This window comes from Caldimonas sp. KR1-144, assembly GCF_049446155.1.
Taxonomy (GTDB): domain Bacteria; phylum Pseudomonadota; class Gammaproteobacteria; order Burkholderiales; family Burkholderiaceae_C; genus Rivibacter.
This window is the reverse complement of the sequence record NZ_JBMSEE010000001.1, coordinates 727,761-740,887: the sequence shown is the minus strand read 5'-3', so window position 1 is coordinate 740,887 and position 13,127 is coordinate 727,761. Positions and strand designations below refer to the sequence as shown.

Below are 13,127 nucleotides of genomic sequence, written 5' to 3'. Positions count from 1 at the left end.
CATTGAAGCCGTCGTCGGCAACCCCCATGCCTACGCTGTTGTCGCGGGCATGGCGGTTGCCAACGCCGGCTGCCAGCAGGCCTTTCGTGCCGGCTGCCTGGAGCCGCGATGCGCATCGTCTACGTCACCGAGACCTACCCACCGGAACTCAACGGCGTCGCGATGACCACCTGTCGCACCGTGGCCGCGCTGCGCGAGCGCGGCCATGAGGTGTGCGTCGTGCGGCCGCACCAGCCGGGCCACGACGATCGCGCGCCGGCGCTGGCGCCGACGAGCGACCAGCTCACCTTCGGGCTGCCGATCCCGATGTACCCGCAGCTGCGCTTCGGCCTCGCGAGCGCCGCCGCCCTGGCGCGCCGCTGGCGGCCGCTGCGGCCGCAGCTCGTGCACGTGGCGACGCCGGGGCCGCTGGGCGCGGCGGCGGTGGTCGCCGGGCGCCGCCTGGGCGCGGCGGTGACGAGCGACTTTCGCACCCACTTCCAGCGCTACTGCGGCCACTACGGCCTGGGCCTCGCGAGCGGCGCGGTGCGCGGCTACCTGCGCTGGCTGCACAACCAGGCGCACCGCAGCTTCGTGCCCACCGACGAGGCGCGCGAGGAACTGCAGCAACTGGGCTTCGAACGCCTGGCGGTGGTCGGGCGCGGCGTCGACGGCGAACACTTCAGGCCCGAGCTGCGCAGCGCCGAGCTGCGCGGCGCCTGGGGCGCGACGCGGCCCGGCCAGGTGGTGATGCTCTACGTCGGCCGCCTCGCGCGCGAGAAGCAGCCGGAGCTGGCGCTCGCGGCGTTTCGCGAAGCGCGCCGCGTGCGGCCCGGCACGCGCATGGTGGTGATCGGCGACGGCCCGTGCCGCCGCCGGCTCGAGGCCGAGTATCCGCAGGCGCTGTTCCTCGGCGTGCGCACCGGCATCGATCTCGCGCGCTGCTATGCGAGCGCAGACGTGTTCCTGTTCCCCAGCCTGACCGACACCTTCGGCAACGTCACGCTCGAGGCCCTGGCCTCGGGCCTCGTCGTCGTCGCCTACGACACCGGCGCGGCGCGCCAGCACCTGCGTCACGGCTTCGACGGCGTGCTGTGCCCCAAGGGCGATGCGCAGGCGTTCATCGAGCGCACGCAGCGCGCGGCGCTGCTGGCGCTGCCGCCCTCGCCGATGCGCTTCGAGGCGCGCCGCACCGCGCTCGCGCTGAAGTGGCGCCCCGTGTTGCAGCGCTTCGTCGACGAGCTCGACGAGGTCTCGTTCCAGGTCCACCTCGAGCAGATGCGCCATGCAGCCCTGGCCTGAGGATGACCACCCCCGAAGCGCCTTCGGCGCCTCCCCCTCGAGGGGGCGACGCCAGCGGACCGGCGAAGCCGGATCCGCGGCGTCCGCTGGGTGGCGCCAATTCATGTCTCGCGCCTCGTACGAAGCGACGTGGAGCCACTGCTGCGAGCTGGACCTTCGCTGGACGCTCGCGCTGCAGCGCCACCTCGCGAACCGCGCGGTCGTGCTGTCGCTGGCCATCGTGAGCCGGCTGGGCGATGGCGTGCTGTGGTACGGCTTGATGATCGCGCTGCCGTGGCTGGACCGGCGCGACGGCTGGGCGGTGGTGGCGCACATGTTCGCGCTGGGCGTCCTGAACCTGATGATCTACCGCGAGGTCAAGCGTCGCACCGCGCGGCGCCGGCCCTTCATCGCCTGCGTCGATGTCTGCGCGCGCGCCCGCGTGCTCGACCAGTTCAGCTTCCCGAGCGGGCACACGCTGCACGCGGTCGCGTTCGCGACCCTGCTGACGGTCAACTACCCGCCGATGGCGCCGGCGCTGTGGGCCTTTGCGGCGCTGGTCGCGGCCTCGCGCGTCGCGCTGGGCCTGCACTACCCGAGCGACGTGCTGGCCGGCGTCGCGCTCGGCCTGCTGACGGGCGGCATCGTGGTCGCCGGGTCCTGAAGCGCGTCGAGCGCGCCGCCCAGCGTCAGCGCCGGGCCGCCGCGCAAGCCCGCCTCGAGCCGCCGCATCCACGCGCGGCGCACGTTCGCGTGCTCGGCATCGCCCGGGTGCAGCTCCAGGCGCAGCGGCGCGGCGCGCGTCTGCACGCGCGCGAGCACGGCGTTCCAGGCGATCGACGCCTGGCGCCGCCACGCCGAGCGCGTGCTGTAGGCGTGCGCCAGCGAGCTCAGGCGGCGCCCGCGCCCCGGCGCGTCGATGTGCGCGAGAAAGCACAGGTAGTCGAAGCCGGCGCGCTCGAGCACCGCGCGCGCCGCCGGGCTGCAGAGCCAGGCCGGCGCGACGAAGCCGCGCGCCGGCGGCAGGCCGTGGCTTTCGAACCAGCCGCGCGCTGCCGCCAGCCGCCGCAGGGCCTCGGCCTCGTCGAGGCCGGCGAACTCGCCCTCGGCGCGCGTGTAGATGCGCCGCAGCCACCAGTCGAGCGGGTGCCGCGGCCGCGCCGCGTCGACGTGGCTGTAGCCGTGCAGCGCGAGCTCGTCGCCGCGCGACACCGCCTCGTGCAGCCCGGCGATGAAGGCCGGCGTCGACGGCGCCCAGTGCAGGCGCGGCACGACGAGCCAGGTCACCGGGATCGGCGCGGCCGACGGCGCCACGCTCTGCACCGCCTGCCACAAGCGTTCGCAGCGGGGCCAGGTCGGCGCGCCCGCGTCGTGGATCACGACGCAGACGGGGCGTTGCGCGTGGGCGGGCACGTCGGTTGGCGGCCTGCGGCCGGCGGCGGCGGGCTCGTGTTCGCCGCCGCGGGTGTGCCGAGGCACAGCTGGCGGTAGCGCGCGGCCAGCGAGGGCAGGATGCGGCGCCAGTCGTGCTCGGCGCTGCGCGCGAGCGCCGCGCAGATGCAGTCGTTGGGCCGCTCGAGCGCCGCGCGCAGCGCCTCGGGCCAGTCGTGCGCCGGAGCATCGGCATCGACGCCGATGCCGGCGCCGTCGCGCACCAGCTCGCCCAGGCCCGCGGCCGCGCGCACGACGACCGGCGTGCCGCAGGCCATCGCCTCCAGCACGGCGAGGCCGAAGGTCTCCTGGTCGCCGGCATGCACGAAGACATCGACGCTGGCCATCAGCCGCGCGACGCGCAGGCTGTCGCGTTCGTGCGGCAGGCAGCGCACGTGCTCGCCCTGCGGCCGGCACGGGCCATGGCCTTGCAGCAGCAGGAAGTGGCGCGGCCCGAGCGCGGCCACCGCATCGGCCAGCAGTTGCAGGTGCTTCTCGGGTGCCAGGCGGCCGGCATAGAGGAACAGCCGCGCGCCCGAGGGCAGCTCGAGCTGCTTCTCGAGGCGCCGCCGCCACAGCAGGTCGGCACGGCTGGGCTGGAACACCTCGCGGTCGACGCCCAGCGGCTGGTGCTCGACGCGCTCGATGCCCATGCCGCGCAGCGTGCGCGCCATCGCCTGGCTGGGCGCGAGCACGACATCGAAGTGGCGATAGACCGTGCGCAGGTAGGCGGCGGCGAGGCGGTATGCCCCCGCGCCGGCCAGCCGGCCGGGCAGCTCGAGCGCGCGGTGCCCGCCGAGGCAGGCCTGGCGAGCGACCGCCGCGAGGTTGCCGTGGCAGAACGCGACGATGGGCACCTCGCTCGCGTCGCGCACGCGGATCGCGGCCCAGGCGGGTGCGAATGGGTCGCCGGCCTCGATCAGGTCGGGCAGTTGCTCGGCGATGCGGCGCGCGAGCTCGGCCGTGTTGAGCGGCAGCCGGTAGCTGCCACCCGAACCGGGCAGCGGCCAGCCGCCGACCTCGATGCAGCGCGTGTGCTGCGGCGACTCGGCGCCGTTGCGCCGCGGCACGACCAGCGCGTGCTGCCAGCCGGCGCGCGTGGTGAGCCAGTGCGCGCGCGTGAGCACGTAGCGTCCGACGCCGCCGCCGGTGCGGCTCCAGTACATGGTGGTGTCGACCAGCGTCAATGGCCGCGGTCCCAACGATCCCGGTGTCCTGTTCATGACCGCGGTTCGGCAAACGTCGTGCCGTTCGCATGCCGTCCGGTAAGCGTCGTCACGCCGCCCGTCATGCGGCGCCGCCTTGCCCGAGCGTCTCGCCGTGGGCACGCCAACTGCCCCGAGTCCCGAACGGCACAACCGCCCCCGAAGAGGAGCCCCTATGGAACGACTGAACCCATCCCTTCCTCCCCTCGCGGAACGCACCAGCCTGTACGGCTTCTTCGGCCTGGTGGCCCTCGCGCTGCTGATCCTCGGAGGACTGAACTGGGCCCTGCTGGGCCTGATCGAGGTGGATCTCGTCGCCGTGCTGTTCGGCCCGATGACGACGGCCTCGCGCACGGTCTACGCGCTCTTCGGCGTGGCGGCGGTCTATGCCTTGTCGCTGTTGCCGCGCGTCTCGCGCATGGATTGAGCCGCACGGCCCGAGCCCTTTGAACCCTGTTGACCCTGTCGGAGACCAGCACCATGAAGAACGAGGAAGCGATCGGCGTTCTCAATGATCTGATCGAGAACTGCAAGGACGGCGAGTACGGCTTTCGCGCCTGCGCCGAACACACCAAGCGCGACGACATCCGCAGCCTCCTGCTGCAGCGCGCCGACGAATGCGCGCTGGCCGCGCGCGAGCTGCAGGCCCACGTGACCGAACTCGGCGGGCGCCCCGACGACCGCGGCACCGCGGCCGGCGCACTGCACCGCGGCTGGGTCGCGGTGCGCGGCACGCTGTCGGGCTACACCGACCTCGCGATGCTCGAGGAATGCGAGCGCGGCGAGGATGCCGCGGTGGCGCGCTATCGCCGCGCGCTGGAAAAGCAGGACCTGCCGGCCAACCTGCGCGCGACGGTCCAGCGGCAGTATGAAGGTGCGCTGCGCCACCACGACCAGGTGCGCAACCTGCGCAACTCGTTGAGGACGACGGCCTGAGCCCTCACCCCAACCCTCTCCCGCACGCGGGAGAGGGCGCACCCCCCACGCCCCAAGCTCCCTCGCCCCCGCCAGGGGGAGAGGGCAGGGGTGAGGGGGCAACGCAAGTTGCCGTCCAACCCTAGCCGCACACCTCGCGCAGCAGTCGATCCCAGTCCGCCGCGAAGCGCCCGATCGAGAAGCGCGACATCGCCAGCCGCCGGCCGCGCTCGCCGAGCGCCTGCGCGAGCGTGCGGTTGGCGAGCAGTTCCTGCATGCGCTCGTGCAGCACCTCGGGGCGGGTGTCGATGAAGCCGGTGTCGCCGTCGCGCAGCACCGAGGCGAGCTCGGTGGTCGCCAGCGCGACGACCGGCACGCCGGCGAACATCGCTTCCAGCAGCGTGAGGCCGAGGCTGGTGTAGCGCACCGGATGGAAGAAGAAGCGGTGGCGCGCCATCACGCTGGCGAGCTCGTCGTGCGCGATCTCGCCGATGCCGCCCAAGGCCTCGCTGCCCATGCCGGCGAGCACCAGCGGCGCGCGCTCGCGCGCCTGCTCGAAGACATCGAGGCCGAGCCGGCGGCCACGTTTGGCGAGGTCGTTGACGACGGTGATGCCGGCTTCGATCTCACCGCTGTAGCGCGCCGCGGCGAGCGGCCGCACGCCGTGCTCGATCACGACGCTGCGCGCGCGGCCGTTGTCCCACATCAGCGCATTGAACGCGGTGACGTGGACGATGGCCGCCGCCTCGTCGGCCGCCCAGTGGCGCGTGTTGGTCGGGTGCTCCTGGGGCGGATCGTGCTCGAGCGCGATGACCGGCAGCGCGTGCTGTTCGGCGCTGAGCAGGTGGCGGTCGTGCAGCCAGTTGTGGCGCGACTGGTAGAGCACCGCGTCGAAGCGCATGCCGGGCAGGTCGCTGACCGGCGCGTCGTGCACGTTGTCCGACCACGGCAGGCGGCCGCTGCGGCCGCTGCGAAACGGCTGGCCGCTGGTGTCATGCACCAGCCAAAGATCGTGCGGGATGTGGCTCAGGTAGTGCAGGTAGTTGCCGTGCACGTGCCAGGTGAGGATGCGCAGCCGCCGCGTCATGGCCCGTTCAGCGCATTCCCCTGCGCGGCGGCGATGCGCACGCCGGCGCGACGCGCGGTGCCGCGCGGCGGCGCGAACCAGCAGGCCTCGAGCACGTCGGCCACCTCGATCGCCGTGGCGCAGCCGTGGCCGATCGGGCAATCGCGGTGAGCGCAGGGCCGGCACTCGACGTCGGCCGCGACGACGCGGTGCAGCTGGCGGTTCAGCGGCGCCCAGCGCTCGACATCCGAGCCGCAGCTGACGACGACGCTCGGCTTCTCGAGCGCGGCCGCGAGATGCGACAGCCCGGTGTCGTTGCAGACCACGCCGAGCGCGCCTTCCAGCAACGCGGCCAGGCTCCACAGGTCCGTCTTGCCGGCCATCACGATGGGCTCTTCCTCCATCTGGTCGGCCACCGACTCGATCAGCTCGACCTCGGGCGTGCCTCCGGTCAGCACGACCTCGTAGCCGCGGCGCACCAGCGCGTCGGACAGCGCCGCGAAGCGCTCGGGCCACCAGCGCCGCGACGGCAGCTGCGCGCCGGCATGCACGCACACGTAGCGCTCGGGTGGGCGGCCGGGCCAGAGCGCGGCGAGCGATTCGCGGTCTTCATCGGTGAGGTCGAAATGCGGCATCACGCCCTGGCGCGCCATGCCGAGGTGGTCGGTCAGCGCGAGCAGGCGCAGGCTTTCGTGGCCGCGCTCGGGCCAGCGCAGCCACGACGGCGAGTCGGGCGGCGTCGGCGGCGTCCAGCAGTGGCCGTCGTGGAAGCCGATCATGTTGCGCGCGCCGAAGCAGGCCAGGAGCGGGTTGACGATCGCGCCGCTGCCATGCAGCTGGATCGCGAGGTCGAAGCGGCGGTCCTGCACCTGGGCCAGGAAGTCGGGCAGCGCGCGCACGTCGGCCGGCGTTTCCGGAAAGCCGGGATAGCCGGGCAGGGCGATGAACTCGTCGACGCAGTCGAGCCGCGCCGCCCACGGTCCGGCCCAGCCGAGCCCGACCAGGCAGATGCGCGCCTTCGGGTAGTGGTGACGGATCGCGCGCAGCGCGGGCGTCGCGCACAGCATGTCGCCGAGCATCAGCGCGCGCAGCACGACGATGCGCTCGATCGGCGCATCGAAGGCCGGCCTCATCGGTCCTTCCCTCATCGGTCCTTCTCCAGCAGGAAGGACTCGATGAACAGCGCATCCAGCGGCGTGCTGTGGAAGGCGTCGATCGCGTCCTTGGGCGTGCAGACGATCGGCTCGCTGCGCACGTTGAACGAGGTGTTGATCAGCACCGGCACGCCGGTGCGCGCCTCGAAGGCCTTGAGCAGCGCGTGGAACGGCGGGTTGGCGACCGCGTCGACGGTCTGGATGCGCGCGGTGTGGTCGACGTGGCAGCAGGCGGGGATGCGCTGCGCCTTGTCGGGGCGCACGCGGTAGGTGAACAGCATGAACGGCGAGCTGCCGCCGTTGTCGCGCGTGGCCTCGAACCACTGCGGCATCGCCTCTTCGAGCACCGCCGGCGCGACCGGACGGAAGTCCTCGCGGTCCTTGTACTCGTTGAGCCGCGCCTGCATGTTGGCCTCGATCGGCGAGGCGATGATCGAGCGCGCGCCGAGCGCGCGCGGGCCGAACTCCATGCGGCCCTGGAACCAGCCGATCACGCGGTTGTCGGCCAGCAGGCGCGCCGCGGCTTCGGCCCGGGCGGCGTCGTCGGCGAGGCGCCGGTAGGGCACGCGGGCCCACTTCAGCAGCGCCTCGATCTCGTCGTCGCCGAAGGCCGGGCCCAGGAAGGCGTCGCGCATCGGATGCAGCCGCGGCGCGAGCGGCTGCAGCAGCGGCAGCGGCATCGCCTGCGGCACGCCGGGGGTGGCCGCCGGCGGCGCCGGGGCGTCGTCGCGGCGCTGCAGCGCGTCGACCCACAGCGCGGCGCCCAGCGAGGTGCCGGCATCGCCGGCCGCGGGCTGCACCCAGACCTGCTCGAACGGGCCTTCGTCGCGCAGGCGCGCGTTCATCAGGCAGTTCAGCGCGACGCCGCCGGCCATCGCCAGGCACGGCTCGCCGGTCGCGGCGTGCAGCCAGCGCGCGAGCTTGAGCACGGCCTCCTCGAGCGCACCTTGCAGCGACGCGGCGAGGTCGAGGTGGGCCTGTTCGAGCGGCATGCCGCGCTCGCGCGGCGGTCCGGCCCACGAGGCGAGCTCGTAGGACTCGATGCGAAAGCGCCCGTCGTCGCCGACGCGCAGCATGTCGTCGAAGTGCTGGCGAAAGCGCGCGGTGCCGAACGCCGCCAGCGCCATGACCTTGAACTCGTCGCTCGACGGCAGGAAGCCCAGGTGCTGCGTGACGCGCTCGTAGAGGATGCCCAGCGAATGCGGTACCTCGACCTGGCCGAGGTGTTCGTAGGCGCCGTCGCGCCAGGCGCCGTAGCTGGTGGTGGCGCGTTCGCCGCGGCCGTCGAGCGTCATCATCGCGCAGCGGCTGAACGGCGCGCACAGGAAGGCGCTGGCCTGGTGCGCGAGGTGGTGGTTGACGAAGTGCCAGCGCCAGCCCGCCGGCATGCCGGGCGGTCCGAAGCGGCGCTGCAGGTGCAGCGGCACCGCATCGCGCAGGAAGCGCGGCGCGTTGATGACGTAGGCCGCGAACACGGGATCCCACGGCCCTCGCCACGAGGCATCGAGGACCGCGTCGTCGACCGGCGCGTCGGCCGAGGGCTGCCAGGGCAGCGAGAAGCCGCTGGCGCCGGCGTAGTCGGGGCCGAGGAACAGGCCCGGGTCGAAGCTGTAGGCGACGTGGTCGACGTCTTCCATCGTCGCGCCGCAGGCCGCCAGGCAGTGGCCGATCGCGTTGAACGGCAGCTCCCAGGCCGAGAACGGCACCGGCCGCTTGGCGTGCTTGATGCGCGTGAAGCGCTCCTCCTCGCAGGCCGCGACGATGCGTCCGTCGACGACGATCGCCGCCGAGCTGTCGTGGTAGGCGGCGTTGATGCCGAGCGTGATCATGTGTCTGGGGCCCGTTAAGGCGATGGGAGGGCCACTGCGGCGCTTGCGCGGCGCGGTCGCATCGCCAGGTTCATCGCGGCATCGACCACCTGCTCGACCGCCACGCCGTTCAGGCAGGCGTGGTCGGCGCGCGGGCAGGTGCTCTTGAGGCAGTGGCGGCAGTCGACGTGCCGGTGCAGCACGGCCGCCGGCACGCGCCACGGCGTGTGCTGCGGGTTGGTCAGCGCATACAGCGCGACGACGGGCGTGCCCAGTGCGGCGGCCAGGTGCATGGGCGCGCTGTTGTTGGCGATCAGCAGCCGCGCGCCGCCGATCAGCGCGGCCAGCGTGCCCAGCGCCAGGTCGCGCGTGATCGCCACCGCGTCGCCCCCGGCGTGCGCCAGCGCGCGGGCGACGAGCTCGGCCTCGTCGTCGCTGCCGGTGAAGACCGCGCGCCAGCCGGTGCGCGCGCCGACCTCGCGCGCGGCGCGGCCGAAGCGCTCGGGCGCGTAGCGCCGCGACGCGGCGTTGGCGCCCACGTGGACGACGAAGTAGGGCTGCCGTTCGGCCAGGCCGTGCGCGACGAGCGCCGCCGCGGCGGCGCGCGCATCGCTCGCGCCGATGTCGATCTGCAGGCGTTCGCTCGCTGCGCTGAAGCCGACGCTGGCGACCAGGTCGAGCTGGCGGCGCACCTCGTGCCGCATCGCGTCGCCGAGCCGGTCTTCGTCGCGCACCCAGTGCGTCAAGAGGCCGTAGGGGTTCTCGCGGCTGTGCGCGAGCCGCAGCGGGATGCCGGCCATGCGGCACACCAGCGAGGCCGGCAGCGCCGACTGCGTGCTGACGGTGAAGATCACCGCGGCATCGAAGCGCCGCGCGCGCAGCCGCTCGATCAGCGCATCGTCGTCGTCGAAGCAAGCACCGCTGACCCACGGGGCGCGGTGCGCGATCACTGCATCGACCATCGGCAGCAGCGGCGCGAGCGCGGCGCCGGCCGGCGAGGTCAGCAAGGTCACCGAGGGCCGGCCCGGCGCGTCGTGCAGCGCGGCCAATGCCGGCGTGGTCATCACGACATCGCCGATGCTGTCGAGCCGCACCGCGAGGATGCGCGTGGCGCTCCGCCACTCGAGCGCGGAGCCGAACGTGGATGGGCTCGTCATCGCGCGCTCTCGCCCGTGCCCTGCCTCAGGCCGGCTGCGGCTGCCGCGCCGGCGGCGCCTGCCGCGCCGAGGCGATCGCCTGCGCGGCCTCGAGCAGGTCGTGGCAGACCACGTGCGGCTCGCGCATCGGCCCGCGCTTCCACTGCGTCTCGTTGCCGACGTCGACCAGCACGGTGCGGCAGCCCGCGCGCCGTCCGGCCTCGATGTCGTCGAGGATGTCGCCCACCATCCACGAGCGCGCGAGGTCCAGCCGCAGCGACACCGCGGCCTGCTTGAGCAGGCCGGGCGCGGGCTTGCGGCACAGGCAGGCTGGGCGGCCGTCGGGCCCCGGCGCGTGGCCGCAGGTGTAGACGCCGGCGAACGCGAGGCCGGCCTCGTCGCGCAGGCGGCGCGACAGCGCGCGCAGCAGCTCGCCGTAGTCGGCGCGCGAGAAGCGGCCCTCGGCCAGCCCCGGCTGGTTGGTCACCAGCACGAGCAGGTAGCCGCCATCGGCCAGCCGGCGCAGCGCCTGCAGCGCACGCGGCATGAACTCGATGCGCGAAGCGTCGACGTTGTGCGCGACGTTGCGCACCAGCGTGCCGTCCTTGTCGATGAAGACACAGGGGCGCGGCTGCGCGAGCGGCTCGTCGGGCGCGATCCAGCGGCTGCTTCTGATCATGGCCACGAGGTCTCGTTCTGCGGCAGGACCATCAGCTCCGGCACCACCGAGCCGCGCGGCATCGTCAACGCGAAGCGCACGCCGAGCGCGACGTTGGCGGGGTCTTGCAGCAGCGCCGGGTCGAGGTCGGAAAAGCGGTCAAGCAGGAAGGGCGTGCGCATGCCGCCGGCGATCACGCTGGTCACGCGCACGCCCCTGGCGCGCAGCTCGGCGTGGATCGACTGCGTGAGGCCGAGCAGTCCCCACTTGCTGGCGTGGTAGGCGCTCGCATTCGGCCAGGCGCGGCGCGCCGCGGTGGACGCGATGTTGACGATCTGGCCGCCCTCGCCGTCGTAGCCGTCGATCAGCGCCGGCAGCGCGGCCTTGATCAGCAGGAACGGCCCGCGCAGGTTGGTCGACAGCACGCGGTCGAAGTCGGCGACGCTCAGATCCCCGATCGCGCAGGTCACGTCGGTGCCGGCGTTGTTGACCAGCGCGTCGATCGTGCCGAAGTGCGAGACGCTGCGCTCGATCGCGGCGACGCAGTCTTCGGCATCGCTGACGTCGCAGGTCACGACCAGGCTGCGCTCGCCGCGCGGGTCGATCGATTCGGCGTGCTGCCCGGCCTTCAGCCGGTTGATGTCGGCCAGCACGACGCGCGCGCCCTGCTCGACGAGGTCGCGCGCGATCGCCGCGCCCAGGCCGCTGGCGGCACCGGTCACGAAGACCACGCGGTCTTCCAGCGGCAGCAGCTGCGGCGTGCGCACGCGTGCCGTCTGTTCCACCTCCCGCGCGAAGGCCTCCTCGGCCAGTGAATCGATCAATGCAGACATGCCATCACTCCTGTTGATGAAGCGAACGTCGAGCCGGCAGGAACCAGCCGCAGCGAGCGGCGCCGGCGGGTGCGACCGCGCGTCAGCACGGCCCGGTAGACCTCGAGCAGTTGCGCGGCGATGCGCTCCCAGGTGAACTCGGTGCGCACGCGGCGCAGGCCGGCGAGGCCCATCGCGCGCGCCACCTCGGGGTGCGCGTCGACGTAGGCCAGGCTCGCGGCCAGCGCGCGCGGGTCGCGTGGCGGCACCAGCAGGCCGGTCACGCCGTCGATCACGCTGTACTTGATGCCGCCGACGTCCGCGCCGATCACCGGCAGCGCGCAGGCCATGGCCTCGAGCGGCGTGATGCCGAAGGGCTCGTACCACGGCGTCGAGACGAACACGTCGGCCGCCGAGTACCACCAGCGCAGTTCGGCGCGCGAGCGCTGGCCGACGAAGTCGACGCGGCTGCGCACGCCGCATTCGAGCGCCAGCCGGCGCAGCCGCTTGGCCTCGGCCGCGGTGCCGCCGCCCTTGTCGGCATCGCCGCCGACCACCAGCAGGCGCGCGGGCGCGTCGAGCAGCGCGAGCGCGCGGATCACGTTGTCGATGCCCTTGCGCGGCACCATGCGTCCGAGCTGCAGCACCGTGAAGGCGTCGCCGTGCAGGCCGAGGCGCTGGCGCGCGGTCTCGCGCGCGAGGGGCGCGAGCTCCTCGCGGTCGATGCCGCAGGCCACGGTGTGCAGGCGGTCGGTGTCGGCGCCGTACAGCCGCACCATGTCGAGCCGGTCCTGCGGGCACTCGGCGATCACGGCGTCGGAGCGCTGCATCAGCACGCGCTCGATGCCGATGCGCGAGGCGGGAAAGGCGTCGTCGGGCTGGTGCTCGCGCCGCACGAGGCCGAGCGCGTGGAAGGTCGTGACCAGCGGCACGTCGAACTCGTCTTGCAGCCGCAGGCCGACCCAGCCCGACATGAAAAAATTGGCATGCACCACGTCGTAGCCGACGCTGTGGCGCATCAGCGCGGCCATCTGGCTCGCGAAGGCCGGCATCAGCTCGAGCATGCATTCCTTCGCGACGAAGCTCGGCGGTCCGGCATCCACATGGATCACGCGGCAGCCGGGGCGCATGTCGACCACCGTCGGCATGTCACGGTCGTCGCGGCGCGTGAAGATGTCGACCTGGTGGCCCTGCATCGCCAGCGCTTTCGCGATGTTGGCGACGTAGGTGTTCTGCCCGCCCGCGTCGACCGAACCGAGGCTGGCCAGCGGCGATGCGTGTTCGCTGATCAAGGCGATGCGCAGCGGAGCGCCGGTCATCGTGTCTTCCCATCGTTTGAAGGTAGCGCGGTTCGGCAATCCGCGTGCCGTCAGCGAGGGGGTCAGCACGATGCAGCCAGCGCGATGCAAACGATGTGTCGGTCGTCAGGAAGCGATCGGCGGGCGCAGCGCTTCGGAAGGCGTATCGGTGGCCGCGGGCGGTGTCGGCACGCCGCCGCCTTCGCCTTCCCAGCGTTGCAGTTCGGTGGGCTTGGCGCGGGGGCGCATCGCCTCGTGGCGCGCGTGCCGCACGGCGCGCAGCGCATAGGCGAGCAGCGCGCCCAGTGCGGCGATCACAACGACGTCTTGCTTCATCTGTCGGCTCCTCGGTTGGTTCGAACGGCTCGAAGGCGTGGCGGGTGC

At 73.1% G+C, this 13,127-nt stretch carries 14 protein-coding genes; 4 read left to right on the top strand and 10 right to left on the bottom strand.

The window, feature by feature from the left end; translation table 11 throughout:
* The first annotated feature begins 108 nt into the window (after positions 1-108).
* A complete protein-coding gene (locus ACO2TI_RS03650; RefSeq protein WP_423282084.1) occupies positions 109-1,281 on the top strand; it encodes a glycosyltransferase family 4 protein in 1,173 nt (390 codons plus the stop codon).
* A 103-nt stretch (positions 1,282-1,384) separates the two neighbouring features.
* Complete coding sequence (locus tag ACO2TI_RS03645; RefSeq protein WP_423282083.1) at positions 1,385-1,924, top strand: phosphatase PAP2 family protein; 540 nt, start codon at positions 1,385-1,387, stop codon at positions 1,922-1,924.
* Here ACO2TI_RS03645 and ACO2TI_RS03640 read toward each other — a convergent pair.
* Positions 1,852-2,640: a DUF2334 domain-containing protein gene (locus ACO2TI_RS03640; protein ID WP_423282082.1), complete on the bottom strand. Its 789-nt coding sequence runs from the start codon at positions 2,638-2,640 to the stop codon at positions 1,852-1,854. The two genes, ACO2TI_RS03645 and ACO2TI_RS03640, sit on opposite strands and share 73 nt — an antisense overlap.
* Positions 2,637-3,878 (bottom strand): glycosyltransferase, encoded by a 1,242-nt coding sequence (locus ACO2TI_RS03635; protein WP_423282081.1) that lies wholly within the window; start codon positions 3,876-3,878, stop codon positions 2,637-2,639. Before ACO2TI_RS03635 ends, ACO2TI_RS03640 begins: the two co-directional genes overlap by 4 nt.
* A 193-nt stretch (positions 3,879-4,071) precedes the next feature.
* Here ACO2TI_RS03635 and ACO2TI_RS03630 point away from each other — a divergent pair, with 193 nt between their 5' ends.
* Both ACO2TI_RS03630 and ACO2TI_RS03625 read left to right on the top strand, forming a co-directional pair.
* Positions 4,072-4,323 carry a DUF378 domain-containing protein gene (locus ACO2TI_RS03630; protein ID WP_423282080.1) on the top strand — a complete coding sequence of 84 codons (252 nt, stop codon included), beginning with the start codon at positions 4,072-4,074 and terminating at the stop codon, positions 4,321-4,323.
* 53 nt (positions 4,324-4,376) lie between these two features.
* Positions 4,377-4,832 (top strand): PA2169 family four-helix-bundle protein, encoded by a 456-nt coding sequence (locus ACO2TI_RS03625; RefSeq protein WP_423282079.1) that lies wholly within the window; start codon positions 4,377-4,379, stop codon positions 4,830-4,832.
* 121 nt (positions 4,833-4,953) lie between these two features.
* Here the strand turns inward: ACO2TI_RS03625 and ACO2TI_RS03620 are convergent, their stop codons facing one another.
* The 8 genes from ACO2TI_RS03620 to ACO2TI_RS03585 form a co-directional block, all read right to left on the bottom strand.
* Positions 4,954-5,898 carry a glycosyltransferase family 4 protein gene (locus ACO2TI_RS03620; protein ID WP_423282078.1) on the bottom strand — a complete coding sequence of 315 codons (945 nt, stop codon included), beginning with the start codon at positions 5,896-5,898 and terminating at the stop codon, positions 4,954-4,956.
* Positions 5,895-7,010 (bottom strand): glycosyltransferase family 9 protein, encoded by a 1,116-nt coding sequence (locus ACO2TI_RS03615; RefSeq protein ID WP_423282077.1) that lies wholly within the window; start codon positions 7,008-7,010, stop codon positions 5,895-5,897. The genes ACO2TI_RS03620 and ACO2TI_RS03615 overlap by 4 nt, the downstream gene beginning before the upstream one ends.
* A gap of 11 nt (positions 7,011-7,021) precedes the next feature.
* Entirely contained in the window at positions 7,022-8,860 is a 1,839-nt protein-coding gene (locus ACO2TI_RS03610; protein WP_423282076.1) for a carbamoyltransferase, read from the bottom strand.
* A 14-nt stretch (positions 8,861-8,874) separates the two neighbouring features.
* A complete protein-coding gene (locus tag ACO2TI_RS03605) occupies positions 8,875-9,996 on the bottom strand; it encodes a glycosyltransferase family 9 protein (protein WP_423282075.1) in 1,122 nt (373 codons plus the stop codon).
* A gap of 25 nt (positions 9,997-10,021) precedes the next feature.
* A complete protein-coding gene (locus ACO2TI_RS03600; protein ID WP_423282074.1) occupies positions 10,022-10,654 on the bottom strand; it encodes a D-glycero-alpha-D-manno-heptose-1,7-bisphosphate 7-phosphatase in 633 nt (210 codons plus the stop codon).
* On the bottom strand, positions 10,651-11,466 hold the full coding sequence (locus ACO2TI_RS03595; RefSeq protein WP_423282073.1) for an SDR family oxidoreductase: 816 nt from the start codon (positions 11,464-11,466) through the stop codon (positions 10,651-10,653). The genes ACO2TI_RS03600 and ACO2TI_RS03595 overlap by 4 nt, the downstream gene beginning before the upstream one ends.
* Positions 11,454-12,764: a glycosyltransferase gene (locus ACO2TI_RS03590; protein WP_423282072.1), complete on the bottom strand. Its 1,311-nt coding sequence runs from the start codon at positions 12,762-12,764 to the stop codon at positions 11,454-11,456. Before ACO2TI_RS03590 ends, ACO2TI_RS03595 begins: the two co-directional genes overlap by 13 nt.
* Positions 12,765-12,869: 105 nt before the next feature.
* Entirely contained in the window at positions 12,870-13,079 is a 210-nt protein-coding gene (locus tag ACO2TI_RS03585) for a hypothetical protein (RefSeq protein WP_423282071.1), read from the bottom strand.
* Between the last annotated feature and the right edge of the window lie 48 nt (positions 13,080-13,127).

What these genes read in the sequence shown, in the direction of transcription:
- ACO2TI_RS03650 (WP_423282084.1), top strand. Translation starts at nt 109, where the DNA reads ATGCGCATCGTCTACGTCACCGAGACCTACCCACCGGAACTCAACGGC.
- ACO2TI_RS03645 (WP_423282083.1), top strand. Translation starts at nt 1,385, where the DNA reads ATGTCTCGCGCCTCGTACGAAGCGACGTGGAGCCACTGCTGCGAGCTG.
- ACO2TI_RS03630 (WP_423282080.1), top strand. Translation starts at nt 4,072, where the DNA reads ATGGAACGACTGAACCCATCCCTTCCTCCCCTCGCGGAACGCACCAGC.
- ACO2TI_RS03625 (WP_423282079.1), top strand. Translation starts at nt 4,377, where the DNA reads ATGAAGAACGAGGAAGCGATCGGCGTTCTCAATGATCTGATCGAGAAC.
- ACO2TI_RS03620 (WP_423282078.1), bottom strand. Translation starts at nt 5,898, where the DNA reads ATGACGCGGCGGCTGCGCATCCTCACCTGGCACGTGCACGGCAACTAC.
- ACO2TI_RS03615 (WP_423282077.1), bottom strand. Translation starts at nt 7,010, where the DNA reads ATGAGGCCGGCCTTCGATGCGCCGATCGAGCGCATCGTCGTGCTGCGC.
- ACO2TI_RS03610 (WP_423282076.1), bottom strand. Translation starts at nt 8,860, where the DNA reads ATGATCACGCTCGGCATCAACGCCGCCTACCACGACAGCTCGGCGGCG.
- ACO2TI_RS03605 (WP_423282075.1), bottom strand. Translation starts at nt 9,996, where the DNA reads ATGACGAGCCCATCCACGTTCGGCTCCGCGCTCGAGTGGCGGAGCGCC.
- ACO2TI_RS03600 (WP_423282074.1), bottom strand. Translation starts at nt 10,654, where the DNA reads ATGATCAGAAGCAGCCGCTGGATCGCGCCCGACGAGCCGCTCGCGCAG.
- ACO2TI_RS03595 (WP_423282073.1), bottom strand. Translation starts at nt 11,466, where the DNA reads ATGTCTGCATTGATCGATTCACTGGCCGAGGAGGCCTTCGCGCGGGAG.
- ACO2TI_RS03590 (WP_423282072.1), bottom strand. Translation starts at nt 12,764, where the DNA reads ATGACCGGCGCTCCGCTGCGCATCGCCTTGATCAGCGAACACGCATCG.
- ACO2TI_RS03585 (WP_423282071.1), bottom strand. Translation starts at nt 13,079, where the DNA reads ATGAAGCAAGACGTCGTTGTGATCGCCGCACTGGGCGCGCTGCTCGCC.